This window comes from Microbacterium xylanilyticum, from assembly GCF_054654695.1.
On sequence record NZ_BAAIEN010000002.1, the window covers coordinates 1,781,556 to 1,796,627 of the forward strand.

Sequence of the window (15,072 nt, forward strand, 5' to 3'; positions counted from 1 at the left end):
TCCGGTTTATGCACGGGCCGTCTCCAGGCCGCCGCGGCATCGCCCCGGTAGGATCGACAGGGTTGCACAGGAGGAGAAGCATGCGGATCACGGGACTCGGACACGCCGGGATGTTCATCGAGACAGCCGGCGGGAACATCATCTGCGACCCCGTGCTCGGCCCGTCGTTCTACGGCTCCTGGTTCCCGTTCCCCGACAACCGCGGGCTCGACTGGGAGCGCCTCGGCCGGGACGCCGACTTCCTGTACATCTCGCACCGGCACCGCGACCACTTCGACCCGCGCCTGCTCGAGCGCTACATCCGCAAGGACATCGAGGTGCTGCTGCCGGAGTACCCGACGGACGATCTCGAACAGGACCTGCGCGCCCTCGGCTACGACAACATCACCTACGCACCCGCCGGCGAGATCATCGAGCGCGGCGTGCTCAAGATCATGATCACGCCGCTGCGCGCGCCGAGCGACGGCCCCATCGGCGACTCCTCGCTCAGCGTCGACGACGGCACCGGATCCGTGCTGAACCAGAACGACTCGCACCCCCTCGACCTCGAGAAGCTGATGGCCTTCGGCAAGCCGGACGCGTACTTCACCCAGGTCTCCGGCGCCATCTGGTGGCCCATGGTCTACGACCTGCCCCTCGACGCCAAGCAGAACTTCGCGCGTCTCAAGCGCGAGGCGCAGAACAAGCGCGCGATGTACTACATCGAGAAGGTCGACGCGCCGCACGTCTTCCCGATGGCGGGCCCGCCGATGTTCCTGCGCGACGAGCTGTTCGACTTCAACGGCACCGGCCGCAACGGCGAGTCGATCTTCACCGACCAGAAGCAGTTCCTCGCCCACATGAACGAGCTCGCCCCGCAGTACGACGGGCACCTGTTCGTTCCCGGCACCTTGGTCACCCTCGAGGACCGCGCGCTCGTCTCCGTGGAGCAGACGCTGTACTCCGAGGAGGAGCTGCGCCACATCTTCGAGGAGAAGTGGGACTACCTCGAGCAGCAGCGGGCCAGCCGCCAGCAGGAGCTGCGCGACGAGGAGGCGCGCCGTGCGCCGATCCTGCCGCCCGAGGAGATGCTCGCCGCGATCAAGGAATGGTGGGAGCCGCTGCTGAAGAAGTCCCGCACGATCCGCCTGGGCGTGGGCGGCAACGTCCGCTTCCGCATCGGAGAGCTGGACATGGTGGTCGACTTCCCCAAGGCGAAGGTGCGCGAGTACGCGGGGGAGGAGTGCATCTACTGGTACACGATCCCGGCGGACCTGGTCTCCACGAACATCGCCGACCACGAGATCGACTGGTCGAACTCGATCTTCCTGTCGATGCAGTTCTCGGTGGGCCGCAGCGGCAAGTTCAACGAGTTCCTCACCACGTTCCTGAAGTGCCTCTCGGTCGATCGCATCGAGTACGTCGAGAACTGGTATCAGGAGCAGACCGACCAGACCGAGGATGCGGAGATCGGCGACTGGGTCGTGCAGCGACGCTGCCCGCACCTGCGCGCGGACCTCACCCGCACCGGCTCCGTGGACGAGGACGGCGTGCTGACCTGCAGCATGCACGACTGGAAGTGGGACCTGAAGACCGGGCGGTGCCTCTCCACGAGCGGGCACCCGATCCGCGCCTCGCGCATCATCGAGACCGGCCGCGCGGCGCGCGAGGCGCTGCAGTCCGCGGGCTGAGCGACCCCGACACGCGGTTCGGGGCGGCCTGGTCGCTCCGGTAGACTGGACGCACCGACAGAAGCAACCTTTAACACCGTCCTGTGAGGCGGAGAAGGGAGCCGGCGGATGAGCGCACGCATCGTGCTGCAGGAAGCCGACATCAGGCGCGCCGTGACGCGCATCGCCCACGAGATCCTCGAATCCAACCGGGGAGCGGCGGATCTCGTCCTCCTGGGCATCCCGACCCGCGGGGTCCCGCTCGCCGAGCGCCTCGCGCTGCTGATCAGCGAGATCGCACAGGTCGCCGTTCCGGTGGGAGCACTGGACGTGACGCTGTTCCGCGACGATCTCGCGAAGCACCCCACCCGCTCGCCGCACCGCACCGACATCCCGGCCGGCGGCATCGACGGCAAGACGGTCGTCCTCGTCGACGACGTGCTGTTCTCCGGCCGCAGCATCCGTGCCGCGCTCGACGCGCTGCAGTCGATCGGACGGCCGGCCGTGGTGCGGCTCGCGATCCTCGTCGACCGCGGCCACCGCGAGCTGCCGATCCGCCCCGACTTCGTCGGCAAGAACATCCCGTCCTCGCGCGCCGAACGCGTGAATGTGCGCCTGCGCGAGGACGACGGCGAGGAGTACGTGTCGATCGAGGGGAGCGACGCATGAGGCATCTGCTCGACACCCGCACCCTCGCCCGCGAGGACGCGCTGCGCATCCTCGACATCGCCGAGGACATGGCCGACACCCAGTCCCGCGAGGTCAAGAAGCTGCCGACGCTGCGCGGCAAGACCGTGGTCAACCTGTTCTTCGAGGACTCCACGCGCACCCGCATCTCCTTCGAGGCAGCGGCCAAGCGCCTCTCCGCGGACGTGATCAACTTCGCGGCCAAGGGATCCAGCGTGTCCAAGGGCGAGAGCCTGAAGGACACCGCCCAGACCCTGGAGGCGATCGGCGCCGACGCCGTCGTGGTGCGGCACTCGGCCTCCGGCGCGCCGCGCACCCTCGCCACCAGCGGCTGGATCTCCGCCGGCGTCGTGAACGCCGGCGACGGCACGCACGAGCACCCCACGCAGGCGCTGCTCGACGCGTACACGATCCGCAAGCGCCGCTTCGGCGCGGACAGCCGGGGCCGCGACCTGTCCGGCGTGCGCGTCGTGATCGTCGGCGACGTGCTGCACTCGCGCGTCGCCCGCTCCAACGTCTGGCTGCTGTCGACGCTCGGGGCGGAGGTCACGCTGGTCACCCCGCCGACGCTGATCCCGCAGGATGTCACCGCCTGGCCCGTCCGGGTGCTCTACGACCTGGACGCGGCGCTGGCCGAGGGCGCGGACGCGGTGATGATGCTGCGGATCCAGCTCGAGCGCATGCAGGCGGCGTTCTTCCCGTCCGAGCGCGAGTACACCCGGCGCTGGGGCCTGGACGCCACCCGCCTGCGGCTGCTGCCCGACGATACGATCGTGATGCACCCCGGTCCGATGAACCGCGGCCTGGAGATCTCCTCCGACGCCGCGGACTCCGCCCGCTCCACCGTGCTGGAGCAGGTCGCGAACGGCGTGTCCGTGCGGATGGCGGCGCTCTACGTGCTGCTGGCCGGGGAGCGTCCCGCGGCGAGCGAGGAGATCGATGTGAACAAGGTTGAGGCGAGCAGCGCCGAAGCGAGCAGGGGAGACCGATGATGACCGAGAGCCTGCTGTTCCGCGGCGCGAAGATCCTCGGATGCGAATCCGCCGACATCCTCGTGCAGGACGGCCTGATCGCCGAGGTCGGCTCCGGCCTCGGCGCCGCCGGAGCCCGGGTCATCGACGCCGACGGGCTCGTCGCCCTGCCGGGTCTCGTCGACCTGCACACCCACCTGCGCGAGCCCGGCTACGAGGCGAGCGAGACCGTGCTCTCCGGGACCCGGGCCGCGGCCGCGGGCGGCTTCACGGCTGTCTTCGCGATGCCCAACACCTCTCCCGTCGCCGACTCCGCCGGCGTCGTCGAGCAGGAGCTCGCCCTCGGCGAGGCCGCCGGCTACGCCACGGTGCAGCCGATCGGCGCGGTCACCGTCGGGCAGAAGGGAGAGCGGCTCGCGGAGCTCGGCGCGATGGCCTCCTCCCGCGCGAACGTGCGCGTGTTCAGCGACGACGGCTTCTGCGTGTGGGACCCGCTCATCATGCGCCGCGCGCTCGAGTACGTGAAGGCGTTCGACGGCGTCATCGCGCAGCACGCCCAGGATCCCCGGCTCACCGAGGGCGCCCAGCTGAACGAGGGCGCCGTGTCGGCCGAGCTGGGTCTCGCCGGGTGGCCCGCCGTAGCCGAGGAGTCGATCATCGCGCGCGACATCCTGCTCGCCGAGCACGTCGGATCCCGCCTGCACGTCTGTCACCTCTCCACCGCCGGATCCGTCGAGCTGATCCGCTGGGCGAAGAAGCGCGGGGTCGCCGTGACCGCCGAGGTCACGCCGCACCACCTGCTGCTGACCGACGAGCTGGCCCGCGGCTACGACGCGCGGTTCAAGGTCAACCCGCCGCTGCGCACCCAGGAGGACGTCCTCGCGGTGCGCGAGGGCCTCGCCGACGGCACGATCGACATCGTCGCCACCGACCACGCCCCGCACCCGAGCGAGGCGAAGGCCTGCGAGTGGCAGGCCGCCGCGAACGGCATGGTCGGGCTGGAGTCGGCCCTGCGCGTGGTGCATCAGGCCATGGTGCAGACGGGGCTGCTCGACTGGGCGGACGTCGCCCGCGTCATGAGCGCCGCGCCCGCGCGCATCGGATCCCTCGCCGGCCACGGCACGCCGATCGCGGCAGGGCAGCCCGCGGAGTTCACGCTCTACGACGCGGACGCCCAGGGCGTGTTCGCCGAGCCGGATCTGCACGGGCAGAGCACGAATTCGCCGTACCTGGGTCGTGAGCTGCCGGGCAGCGTGCGCTGGACCGTGCACCGCGGCTACCTGACGCTCGAGGACGGCGTGCTCGCGACGCTCGAGGGGCGCTCGTGAACCAGCAGCTCGCGGGAGCGATCGTGCTCGGGGTCGCCGTGCTGCTCATCCTCGCCGGCGTGCTGGCGTGGCGGGCGCGGCTGCGCCGGGATGCCGGCCTCACCGCGCCGATCGGGGTGCCCGAGCACGCCGAGGTCCTCACCCGCTACGAGACGCTGTACGTGGCGACGACGAAGCACGACCACTCCCTGGAGCGGCTCGCGGTGCGCCCCCTCGTCTACCGCGCCCGCGGCGAGCTCGCCATCACCGACCGCGGCGCGGCCCTGAGCCTGGACGGCTCGCCCACCGTGTTCCTCGCGACGGCGCGTCTCGTCGCCGCGGACCGGGCCACGGTCACCATCGACCGCGCCGTGGAACCGGGCGGACTGATCCGCCTGGTCTGGCACACCGACGACGGCACGCTCGTCGACAGCTACCTCCGCATCACCGGCGACCTGGGCCACGCTGACGCCCAGGGCGCCGCCCTCACCGACCTGCAGCGCCTGTGCGCTGGCTCCGAGACGGGAGACTCCGAATGACCCTTTCCCACGATTCCGCCGTGCTGGTCCTCGAGGACGGCACGCGCCACGTCGGTCGCGCCTACGGCGCCCGCGGCACCACTCTCGGCGAGGTCGTCTTCGCCACCGGCATGTCCGGGTACCAGGAGACGCTCACCGATCCGTCCTACGCAGGGCAGATCGTCCTGCAGACCGCGCCGCACATCGGCAACACCGGGATGAACGACGAGGACCCCGAGTCCCGCCGCATCTGGGTGGCCGGCTACATCGTGCGCGACCCCTCGCGCGTCGTGTCGAACTGGCGGGCGAACAGCTCGCTCGACGACACCCTGGTGCGCGACGGGATCGTCGGCATCAGCGGCATCGACACCCGCGCCGTCACCCGGCACATCCGCTCCGCCGGATCCATGCGCGGCGGCATCTTCTCCGGGGCCGACGCCGCGCTGGACGCCGACGAGCAGCTGCGCCTCGTCACCGAGGCGCCCGAGATGGCCGGACAGAACCTGTCCGCCCAGGTCTCGGTCTCCGTCGCCGAGCTCACGCCGTCCACGGCGCAGGAGCGGATCGGCAACCTCGCCGTGCTCGACCTCGGCGTCAAGCAGTCCACGCTCGACAACCTCGCCGCGCGCGGCTTCGACGTGCACGTGCTGCCGCAGTCCTCGACCTTCGCGGACATCATGGCGGTCGAGCCGGTCGCGGTGTTCTACTCGAACGGCCCGGGGGACCCCTCGGCGTCCGACGGCCAGGTGGCCGTGCTCCGCGAGGTGCTCGACGCGGGGCTGCCGTACTTCGGCATCTGCTTCGGCAACCAGCTGTTCGGCCGCGCGCTCGGACTCGGCACCTACAAGCTCACCTTCGGACACCGCGGCATCAACCAGCCGGTGCTGGACAAGGCCACCGGCCGGGTCGAGATCACCGCGCACAACCACGGCTTCGCGGTCGAGGCGCCTGTCGAGGGATCCTTCGACAGCCCGAACGGCTACGGCAAGGTCGAGGTCAGCCACGTCGGCCTCAACGACCGGGTGGTCGAGGGGCTGCGCGCCCTCGACATCCCGGCCTTCTCGGTGCAGTACCACCCCGAGGCCGCCGCCGGCCCGCACGACGCCAACTACCTCTTCGACCGTTTCCGCGACGTCGTCGTCGCCCACCTCGCAAAGAAGGACAGCAAGTAATGCCCAAGCGCGACGACATCCACTCCGTCCTCGTCATCGGATCCGGCCCCATCGTCATCGGTCAGGCCTGCGAGTTCGACTACTCCGGCACCCAGGCCTGCCGGGTGCTCCGCGAGGAGGGCGTCCGCGTCATCCTCGTCAACTCCAACCCGGCCACGATCATGACCGACCCGGACTTCGCCGACGCCACGTACATCGAGCCGATCACCCCCGAGGTCATCGAGACGATCATCGCCAAGGAGAAGCCGGACGCGATCCTGCCCACCCTCGGCGGCCAGACCGCGCTCAACGCCGCGATGGCTCTCCACGAGCGCGGGATCCTGGAGAAGTACGGCGTCGAGCTCATCGGCGCGAAGGTCGACGCCATCCAGAAGGGCGAGGACCGGCAGATCTTCAAGCAGCTCGTGCTCGACGCCGGTGCAGACGTGGCCGCATCGGTCATCTGCCACACCATGGACGAGCTGCTCGCCGGCGCCGAGAAGCTCGGCTACCCGCTGGTCGTGCGCCCCTCGTTCACGATGGGCGGACTCGGATCCGGCTTCGCGTTCGACGAGGAGGACCTGCGCCGCATCGGCGGGGCGGGCCTGCACGACTCGCCGACCACCGAGGTGCTCCTGGAGGAGTCGATCCTCGGCTGGAAGGAGTACGAGCTCGAGCTCATGCGCGACACCGCCGACAACACCGTCGTGGTGTGCTCGATCGAGAACGTCGACCCCGTCGGCGTGCACACCGGCGACTCGATCACGGTCGCCCCGGCGCTCACGCTGACCGACCGCGAGTACCAGAACCTGCGCAACATCGGCATCGACATCATCCGCGCCGTGGGCGTCGACACCGGCGGCTGCAACATCCAGTTCGCCGTGAACCCCGAGAACGGCCGGGTCATCGTGATCGAGATGAACCCCCGCGTGTCGCGCTCCTCGGCGCTGGCGTCGAAGGCGACCGGCTTCCCGATCGCCAAGCTCGCCGCCAAGCTCGCGCTCGGCTACCGCCTCGACGAGATCCCCAACGACATCACCGGCGTGACCCCTGCGAGCTTCGAGCCCACGCTCGACTACGTGGTCGTCAAGGCCCCCCGGTTCGCGTTCGAGAAGTTCCCCGCCGCCGACGCCACGCTCACGACCACCATGAAGTCGGTGGGCGAGGCCATGGCGATCGGGCGCAACTACACCACGGCCCTGCAGAAGGCCCTGCGGTCGCTGGAGAAGCGCGGATCCTCGTTCCACTGGGGCGAGGAGACCCGCCCGGTCGAGGAGCTGCTCGAGGTGTCGAAGACTCCCACCGACGGCCGGATCGTCGTGGTGCAGCAGGCGCTGCGCAAGGGCGCCACGATCGAGCAGGCCTTCGCGGCCACCGCGATCGACCCCTGGTTCCTCGACCAGATCGTCCTCATCAACGAGGTCGCCGAGCAGATCCGCACCGCTCCCGAGCTCGATGCCGCGATCCTCCGCCTCGGCAAGGACCACGGCTTCTCGGATGCGCAGTTCGCACAGCTGCGCGGACTCACCGAGGCCGAGGTGCGCGGCGTCCGGCACGCGCTCGGGGTGCGCCCGGTGTACAAGACCGTCGACACCTGCGCGGGGGAGTTCCCCGCGCTCACCCCGTACCACTACTCGAGCTACGACAGCGAGACCGAGGTCACGCCCTCCGACCGCTCCAAGGTGGTCATCATCGGATCCGGCCCGAACCGCATCGGACAGGGCGTCGAGTTCGACTACTCGTGCGTACACGCGTCGTTCGCGCTCTCGGAGGCCGGATTCGAGACCGTCATGGTCAACTGCAACCCGGAGACCGTGTCCACGGACTACGACACCTCGGACCGGCTGTACTTCGAGCCGCTGACCCTCGAGGACGTGCTGGAGGTGCTGCACGCCGAGGCGCAGAGCGGGGAGATCCTCGGAGTCGTCTGCCAGCTCGGCGGCCAGACCCCGCTGGGCCTCGCGAAGGGCATCGAGGCCGCCGGGTACACGGTGCTCGGCACCAGCCCCGAGGCGATCGACCTCGCCGAGGAGCGCGAGCTGTTCTCGCGCCTGCTCGACGATGCCGGCCTGGTGGCGCCCCGCAACGGCACCGCGATCGACGTCGACGGCGCCGTCGCGGTAGCCGAGGAGATCGGCTACCCGGTGCTGGTGCGCCCGAGCTTCGTGCTCGGCGGCCGGGGCATGGAGATCGTGTACTCGACCGAGGCGCTGCGCGACTACTTCGTGCGCACCGCGGGCGAGGTCATCATCGAGGAGGGCAAGCCCCTGCTCGTGGACCGCTTCCTCGACGACGCGATCGAGATCGACCTGGACGCCCTGTACGACGGATCCGAGCTCTACATCGGCGGCGTCATGGAGCACCTCGAGGAGGCCGGCATCCACTCCGGCGACTCGAGCTGCACGCTGCCCCCGGTCTCGCTCGGACGGACCGACATCGACCGGGTGCGCGAGGCGACCCTCGCGATCGCCGAGGGCGTCGGCGTGCGGGGCCTGCTGAACGTGCAGTTCGCGATCAGCGCCGGCGTCCTGTACGTCATCGAGGCGAACCCCCGCGCGAGCCGCACCGTGCCGTTCGTGTCCAAGGCGCTGGGCATCCCGCTGGCGAAGGCGGCGAGCCGCATCATGGCCGGCGCCACGATCGACGAGCTCAAGAGCGAGGGCCTGCTGCCGGAGAACGACGGATCCCGGGTGCCGCTCGGCTCCCCGGTGTCGGTCAAGGAGGCCGTGCTGCCGTTCAAGCGGTTCCGCACCGCCGAGGGCCGCATCGTGGACTCCGTGCTCGGCCCGGAGATGCGCTCGACCGGTGAGGTGATGGGCATCGACCGCGACTTCCCGACCGCGTTCGCGAAGAGCCAGGCGGCGGCCTACGGCGGCACCCCGACCTCGGGCACCGTGTTCATCTCGGTCGCCGACGCCGACAAGCGCGCCGTGATCCTGCCCGCGCACCGACTGCACCAGCTCGGCTTCACGATCGTCGCCACGGCGGGCACGGCCGAGATCCTGTCCCGCAACGGCATCCCGGTGACCGTCGTCGAGAAGTACAGCGAGACGCAGGCGTCGGGGGAGACGAACATCGTCGACCTCATCGACCAGGGCGCGATCGACATCATCGTGAACACGCCCTCGGGCGGTGCAGCGCGTGCGGACGGCTACGAGATCCGGGCAGCCGCCGTCGCCGCGGACAAGGCGCTGTTCACGACGATCGCGACGCTCGGCGCCGCCGTGAGCGGCATGGATGCGGCGGACAAGGGCTTCGCGGTGCGCAGCCTCCAGGAGTACGCCCACGACCGTCTGGCCCGGGTGTGAACCCCGGCTTCGGCTCGCGGCTCCGATCCGCGCTCGACGAGCGCGGGCCGCTCTGCGTGGGCATCGACCCGCACGAGGCGCTCCTGGACGCCTGGGGGCTGCCGCAGAGCGCCGAGGGCGTCCGCGCCTTCGGCCTGACGGTGGTCGAGGCCGCGGCCGGCCGCGCGGGCGTGGTCAAGCCGCAGGTGTCGTTCTTCGAGCGGTTCGGATCCCGAGGCTTCGCGGCGCTGGAGGACGTGATGTCCGCCGCCCGCGCCGCGGGGCTGCTCGTGGTCGCGGACGCCAAGCGCGGCGACATCGGCACCACCATGGCGGGGTACGCCGAGGCCTGGCTCGAGCCCGGCGCGCCGCTGGAGGCGGACGCGCTCACGATCAGCCCGTACCTGGGCGGCGGCTCGCTGACCGAGGCGATCACGCGCGCCCTGCCCGCGGGCAAGGGCGTGTTCGTGCTCGCCGCGACGAGCAACCCCGAGGGCGCGGCCGTGCAGCAGGCGCGCACGGGCACCCCGGGGGAGACCGTCGCGCTGCGGGTGACCCGCGATGTGACCGCCCTCGACGCGCACGACGGGGCGCTCGGATCCGTCGGGCTCGTGGTGGGGGCGACCATCGACCGCGCCGCCTTCGCGCTCGACGACGACACGCTGCGCACGGTGCCGCTGCTCGCCCCCGGATTCGGCGCGCAGGGCGCCACGCCTGCGGATCTGCGGTCGAGATTCGGTACGCTGGCAGGTAACGTCCTGGCTTCCGAGAGCCGGAGCATCCTGTCCGCCGGTCCGGACCGGATCGCAGCGACGATCGAAGAGCGCGCCGCGCGCTACCAGGAGGTCATGGGTGGTTGAACCGGCAGGGCGCGTGGTGCCCGAGGTCGATCGCGTCGCCGCCGCTCGCCGTGCGGTCGAGCGCCGGCGCGCACGGGCGTCGTTGAAGCGGGATCTGACGATGCGCGTCGTCGCCCCGCAGGACGTGCTGCAGGCCGCGGCGGCCGATCCGAACTCGACCGCGGGGACGCTCCGCGTGCCGGACTTCCTCACCGCCCTGCCCGCGATCGGCGCCGGCAAGCGCGACCGGATCCTCGCCGACCTGCACATCTCGCCGGTCAAGCGGCTCGGCGGGCTCGGCGTGCGGCAGCAGCAGGCGCTGCGGGCGTGGGTCGACGCGCGCTTCCCGCTGCCGAAGCCGCGTGCGGGCCGCAGTCGGCTCCTGGTGCTCGCCGGCCCGACCGCTGTGGGCAAGGGCACCGTGGCCGCGTACATCCGGGAGCACTATCCCGAGATCCACCTCTCCGTGTCGGCGACCACCCGCGCGCCCCGCCCGGGCGAGCAGGACGGCGTGCACTACTTCTTCGTGGACGACGCCGAGTTCGACCGGATGATCGCCGAAGGGGAGCTGCTCGAACACGCGACCGTGCACAACAAGTTCCGCTACGGCACTCCGCGCAAGCCGATCGAGCAGGCCCTCGCCGACGGCAGGACCGTGCTGCTCGAGATCGACCTGCAGGGCGCGCGACAGGTGCGCGCCGCGGATCCGTCCGCGAACCTCGTCTTCCTGCTGCCCCCGTCCTGGGACGAGCTCGTGCAGCGGCTCGTCGGCCGGGGCACCGAGGACGCCGAGGAGCGTGCGCGCCGGCTGCGCACCGCGAAGGTCGAACTGGCTTCGCAGAGCGAGTTCGATCACCGCGTGGTCAACGAGGACGTCGCCACCGCCGCCCGCGAGGTCGTAGAATTGACGGCAGACTCCGCGCGCTGACGCTTCAGCGCGCCCCTCATTCTTCACCGCGACGCACCGTCGCCAGACTCAGGAGGTCCACCATGGCCGGAAACAACCAGGGCATCATCGACCCGCCGATCGACAACCTCCTCGAGCGCGTCTCGTCGAAGTACGAGCTCGTGATCTACGCCGCCAAGCGCGCGCGTCAGATCAACGACTACTACTCCGACCTGCACGAGGGCAACCTCTTCGACAACGTGGGACCGCTGGTCGACTCCTCCGTCGAGGACAAGCCGCTGACCATCGCGCTGCACGAGATCAACGAGGACAAGCTCCGCATCCGCCACGCGGAGTGAGCGATCCTTACGGAGCCGCCGTCATCCTTTTCCGGGATGTCGGCGGCTCCGTCCATACTGGGGTCGGGCGCCCCGCCCCTCACCCGGGGCCGATCCCGCCCCGCCAACCGCCCTGCACACCTAGGGAGCACCGATGAGCGCGCTGCGTCTGTTCACCTCCGAGTCCGTCACCGAGGGACACCCGGACAAGATCTGCGACCAGATCTCCGACTCGATCCTGGACGGACTGCTCACGGTGGACACCGGCGCGCGGGTCGCGGTGGAGACGCTGGTGACGACGGGCCTCGTGCACGTCGCCGGCGAGATCCGCACCTCCGGGTACGTCGACATCCCCACGATCGTGCGCGACGTCGTCAACGGGATCGGCTACACCTCCAGCGACACGGGCTTCGACGGCTCCTCCTGCGGCGTCAGCGTGTCGGTGGGCGAGCAGTCCGCCGACATCGCGAGCGGCGTCGACCAGGCGCACGAGCACCGCCAGGGGGGTTCGTCGGATCCGCGCGATCTCCTCGGTGCCGGCGACCAGGGCATCATGTTCGGGTTCGCGACCACCGAGACGCCGCAGCTGATGCCGATGGCGGCGTGGACCGCCCACCGCCTCGCGGAGCGGCTCACCCAGGTGCGCCGCGACGGCACGCTGCCGTTCCTGCGTCCCGACGGCAAGACCCAGGTGACCCTCGGCTACGACGGCTTCACGCCGAAGACCGTGGACACGGTGGTGCTCTCCACGCAGCACAACCCCGACATCTCCCAGGAGGAGCTGCAGGCGCTCGTCCGCGAGCACGTGATCGACCCCGTGCTCGCCACGACGGGGCTCGACCTGGACGGCATGAGAGCCCCCTACATCAACCCGGCCGGCCCCTTCGTGACGGGCGGGCCCAAGGGCGACGCGGGCCTCACCGGGCGCAAGATCATCATCGACACGTACGGCGGCGCGGCGCGCCACGGCGGCGGCGCCTTCAGCGGCAAGGACCCATCCAAGGTCGACCGCTCCGGCGCGTACGCGATGCGGTGGGTCGCCAAGAACGCGGTCGCCGCGGGACTCGCCGATCGGCTCGAGGTGCAGGTGGCGTACGCGATCGGCGTCGCTCAGCCGGTGGGGCTGTACGTGGAGACGTTCGGCACCGGGAAGGTCGACGACGAGATCATCACGCGGGCGATCCGCGAGGTGTTCGACCTGCGCCCGCAGGCGATCATCGAGGAGCTCGACCTGCTGCGCCCGATCTACGCCGCGACAGCCGCCTACGGGCACTTCGGGCGCGAGCTGCCGGAGTTCACCTGGGAGCGGACGAACCGCGCGGAGGACCTGCGCCGGGCCGCCGGCCTCTGAACCCGCGTTCGGAACGGCAGGACCTGCTCGTGCCCCGACCGATCGCCCGTGTGCTGCTGGACTCGCCGGTCCCGCAGCTGGATCGTCTGTTCGATTACGCGGTGCCGGAGGAGCTGTCCGGCGAGGCGCTGCCCGGCGTGCGCGTGCGGGTGCCGCTGCGGTCCGCAGGGCGCATGGTCGACGCGTTCGTCGTCGAGCTGGCCGTCGAGGACGACGACGCCCGTCCGCTCGCCGAGATCGAGGCCGTCGTCTCCCGGGCGCAGGTGCTGCCGGAGCGGCTCTACACCCTCGCCCGCCGCGTCGCCGACCGGGCCGCGGGCGGCGCTTCCGACGTGCTGCGGCTGATCGTGCCCAAGCGCCAGGTGCGCGTGGAGAAGGCGTGGCTCGCCGCCGGTGCGGAGACGCCCGGGCAGGTCGCCGGCTCGGCGGAGCCGGACGAGGCGGCGCCGGACGAGGCGGCGCCGGACGAGGCGGCGCCGGCCGGCGCACCGGTCGACGGGCCTCGCGCCGAGGCGGGCGCGACGATCGCCCAGTACGCCGGCCTGACCGAGGTCCTCGCCGAGAAGGGACGTGCGGCGGTCGAGGCGATCGCGCGGCTCGCCGCAGACGGGCTGCCGGAATGGACGCGGCTGCTGGCCGCGGCCGGCGCTCAGACGTTCGCCGCGGGGGAGTCGGCGATCCTCGTGGTGCCCGACTACAGGGATCTGGATCTGCTGCTCGCCGCGCTGGACGCGCTGGCGCCGGGCGTGCCCGTCGCCCGGCTCGACTCGCGCCAGAGCGGGCCCGACCGCTACCGCGCCTACCTGCGCACGCTCGAGGACGCCCCGTGCATCGTCGTGGGCAACCGCTCGGCCGTCTACGCCCCGGTGCGGGCGGGTCTCGTCGCGGTGTGGGACGACGGGGACGGGCTGCTCGCGGAGCCGCTGGCTCCCGGCGTGCACGCGCGGGATGCGGCGCTGCTGCGGCAGGAGCAGGAGAGATCCGCCCTGCTGTTCGCCGGGCACAGCCGCACGACCGACGTCGAGCGGCTCGTCGAGACGGGATGGTGTCGCGCGATCGCGGCCGAACGCCGGCTGCTGCCGCGGATCGTGCTCGACTCCACCGAGGATCTGGATCGACGCGGGCAGCGGCTGCCGTCGCGCGCCTTCCTCACGGCACGCGAGGCCGCGGCGACCGGCCCTGTCCTGCTGCAGGTCGCCCGCCCCGGCTTCTCACCGACCCTCGTCTGCGCGTCGTGCCGCGCGCCGGCCCGCTGCCGTTCCTGCGGCGGGCCGCTCGGCGCCGCTCACCGCGGCGCGACTCCCGTGTGCGGATGGTGCGGCCGCGACGCACGGGCGTGGGCGTGCGTCGCGTGCGGCGGGGAGGCCGTGCGCCTGGCGGCGTCGGGCAGCGAACGCACGGCGGAGGAGCTCGGGCGCGCGTTCCCCGGCATCCGAGTGATCGTCGCGGACGGCGCCCACCCGGTGGACCGGGTGAGTGCGAAGCCGGCCCTGGTCGTCGCGACCCGCGGAGCGGAGCCGCTCGCGGAGGGCGGGTACCGCGCCGTCGTCCTGCTCGACGGCTCCCGGATGCTGCAGGCGCCGGAGCTGCGCATCGGCGAATCCTGCCTGCGCTGGTGGTCGAACGCCGCAGCGCTGGCGGCGCCCGGGGCGCCGGTGCACCTCGTCGGCGTCGACGGTCCCGTGGCCCGCGCTCTCGCCACGTGGTCGCACGCCGCCTACGCCCGCACCGAGCTCGCCGAGCGCGCACCGCTGCGGATGCCTCCCACCGTGCGCGTCGCGCAGCTGGAGGGCACCGCCGCCGGCGTGCGGCGCGCCCTCGACGACCTCGGAGCCCTGCACCTGCCCCCGGATGCGGTGCTGGGCCCTGTGCCCATCGAGGGCGATCCCGACGGCCGCGAGCGCGCCCTGGTGCGCTTCCCGTATGCCGAAGGAGCGCGGGTCGCCGCCACCCTGCGCGCCGCCGTTGTCGCCGAGGCCATGGGCCGACGGCGGGGCCGCGGCCGCACCGCACGGACTACGCTCTCCGTGAGGCTCGACATCACCGAACCCGACCTCTGACCCGGCCGCTCGTCAGGAGCGCCCGCAG

At 71.6% G+C, this 15,072-nt stretch carries 12 protein-coding genes; all 12 read left to right on the forward strand.

What is annotated here, in order from left to right; genetic code table 11:
- Window positions 1–80 precede the first annotated feature (80 nt).
- The 12 genes from ACYQ1L_RS08995 (at window position 81) to ACYQ1L_RS09050 (ending at window position 15,044) form a co-directional block, all read left to right on the forward strand.
- A complete protein-coding gene (locus tag ACYQ1L_RS08995; RefSeq protein ID WP_460003846.1) occupies window positions 81–1,670 on the forward strand; it encodes a Rieske 2Fe-2S domain-containing protein in 1,590 nt (529 codons plus the stop codon).
- A gap of 108 nt (window positions 1,671–1,778) precedes the next feature.
- Window positions 1,779–2,318, forward strand: a complete 540-nt coding sequence (gene pyrR / locus ACYQ1L_RS09000) for a bifunctional pyr operon transcriptional regulator/uracil phosphoribosyltransferase PyrR (protein WP_460003847.1) — start codon at window positions 1,779–1,781, stop codon at window positions 2,316–2,318.
- Window positions 2,315–3,328, forward strand: coding sequence for an aspartate carbamoyltransferase catalytic subunit (locus tag ACYQ1L_RS09005; protein WP_460003848.1), 1,014 nt, complete (start codon window positions 2,315–2,317; stop codon window positions 3,326–3,328). The genes pyrR and ACYQ1L_RS09005 overlap by 4 nt, the downstream gene beginning before the upstream one ends.
- Complete coding sequence (locus ACYQ1L_RS09010) at window positions 3,328–4,635, forward strand: dihydroorotase (RefSeq protein WP_460005786.1); 1,308 nt, start codon at window positions 3,328–3,330, stop codon at window positions 4,633–4,635. The genes ACYQ1L_RS09005 and ACYQ1L_RS09010 overlap by 1 nt, the downstream gene beginning before the upstream one ends.
- Window positions 4,632–5,153, forward strand: a complete 522-nt coding sequence (locus tag ACYQ1L_RS09015; protein WP_460003849.1) for a PH-like domain-containing protein — start codon at window positions 4,632–4,634, stop codon at window positions 5,151–5,153. Before ACYQ1L_RS09010 ends, ACYQ1L_RS09015 begins: the two co-directional genes overlap by 4 nt.
- On the forward strand, window positions 5,150–6,304 hold the full coding sequence (carA, locus tag ACYQ1L_RS09020; protein WP_460003850.1) for a glutamine-hydrolyzing carbamoyl-phosphate synthase small subunit: 1,155 nt from the start codon (window positions 5,150–5,152) through the stop codon (window positions 6,302–6,304). Before ACYQ1L_RS09015 ends, carA begins: the two co-directional genes overlap by 4 nt.
- Entirely contained in the window at window positions 6,304–9,591 is a 3,288-nt protein-coding gene (gene carB, locus ACYQ1L_RS09025; RefSeq protein ID WP_460003851.1) for a carbamoyl-phosphate synthase large subunit, read from the forward strand. Before carA ends, carB begins: the two co-directional genes overlap by 1 nt.
- Window positions 9,588–10,430 carry an orotidine-5'-phosphate decarboxylase gene (gene pyrF, locus ACYQ1L_RS09030; protein WP_460003852.1) on the forward strand — a complete coding sequence of 281 codons (843 nt, stop codon included), beginning with the start codon at window positions 9,588–9,590 and terminating at the stop codon, window positions 10,428–10,430. The genes carB and pyrF overlap by 4 nt, the downstream gene beginning before the upstream one ends.
- Window positions 10,423–11,337, forward strand: a complete 915-nt coding sequence (gene gmk, locus ACYQ1L_RS09035) for a guanylate kinase (RefSeq protein WP_460003853.1) — start codon at window positions 10,423–10,425, stop codon at window positions 11,335–11,337. The genes pyrF and gmk overlap by 8 nt, the downstream gene beginning before the upstream one ends.
- A 62-nt stretch (window positions 11,338–11,399) precedes the next feature.
- Window positions 11,400–11,654, forward strand: coding sequence for a DNA-directed RNA polymerase subunit omega (gene rpoZ, locus ACYQ1L_RS09040; protein WP_460003854.1), 255 nt, complete (start codon window positions 11,400–11,402; stop codon window positions 11,652–11,654).
- A gap of 133 nt (window positions 11,655–11,787) precedes the next feature.
- The gene (gene metK, locus ACYQ1L_RS09045; RefSeq protein ID WP_460003855.1) at window positions 11,788–12,984 is read left to right on the forward strand and encodes a methionine adenosyltransferase; all 1,197 of its coding nucleotides are present in this window, start codon (window positions 11,788–11,790) and stop codon (window positions 12,982–12,984) included.
- Between the two features lie 23 nt (window positions 12,985–13,007).
- Window positions 13,008–15,044, forward strand: a complete 2,037-nt coding sequence (locus ACYQ1L_RS09050; protein ID WP_460005787.1) for a primosomal protein N' family DNA-binding protein — start codon at window positions 13,008–13,010, stop codon at window positions 15,042–15,044.
- Window positions 15,045–15,072 lie beyond the last annotated feature (28 nt).

Bases quoted from the DNA above. Each gene is read 5' to 3' on its own strand.
- ACYQ1L_RS08995 (WP_460003846.1), top strand. From the start codon at position 81: ATGCGGATCACGGGACTCGGACACGCCGGGATGTTCATCGAGACAGCC.
- pyrR (WP_460003847.1), top strand. From the start codon at position 1,779: ATGAGCGCACGCATCGTGCTGCAGGAAGCCGACATCAGGCGCGCCGTG.
- ACYQ1L_RS09005 (WP_460003848.1), top strand. From the start codon at position 2,315: ATGAGGCATCTGCTCGACACCCGCACCCTCGCCCGCGAGGACGCGCTG.
- ACYQ1L_RS09010 (WP_460005786.1), top strand. From the start codon at position 3,328: ATGACCGAGAGCCTGCTGTTCCGCGGCGCGAAGATCCTCGGATGCGAA.
- carA (WP_460003850.1), top strand. From the start codon at position 5,150: ATGACCCTTTCCCACGATTCCGCCGTGCTGGTCCTCGAGGACGGCACG.
- carB (WP_460003851.1), top strand. From the start codon at position 6,304: ATGCCCAAGCGCGACGACATCCACTCCGTCCTCGTCATCGGATCCGGC.
- rpoZ (WP_460003854.1), top strand. From the start codon at position 11,400: ATGGCCGGAAACAACCAGGGCATCATCGACCCGCCGATCGACAACCTC.
- metK (WP_460003855.1), top strand. From the start codon at position 11,788: ATGAGCGCGCTGCGTCTGTTCACCTCCGAGTCCGTCACCGAGGGACAC.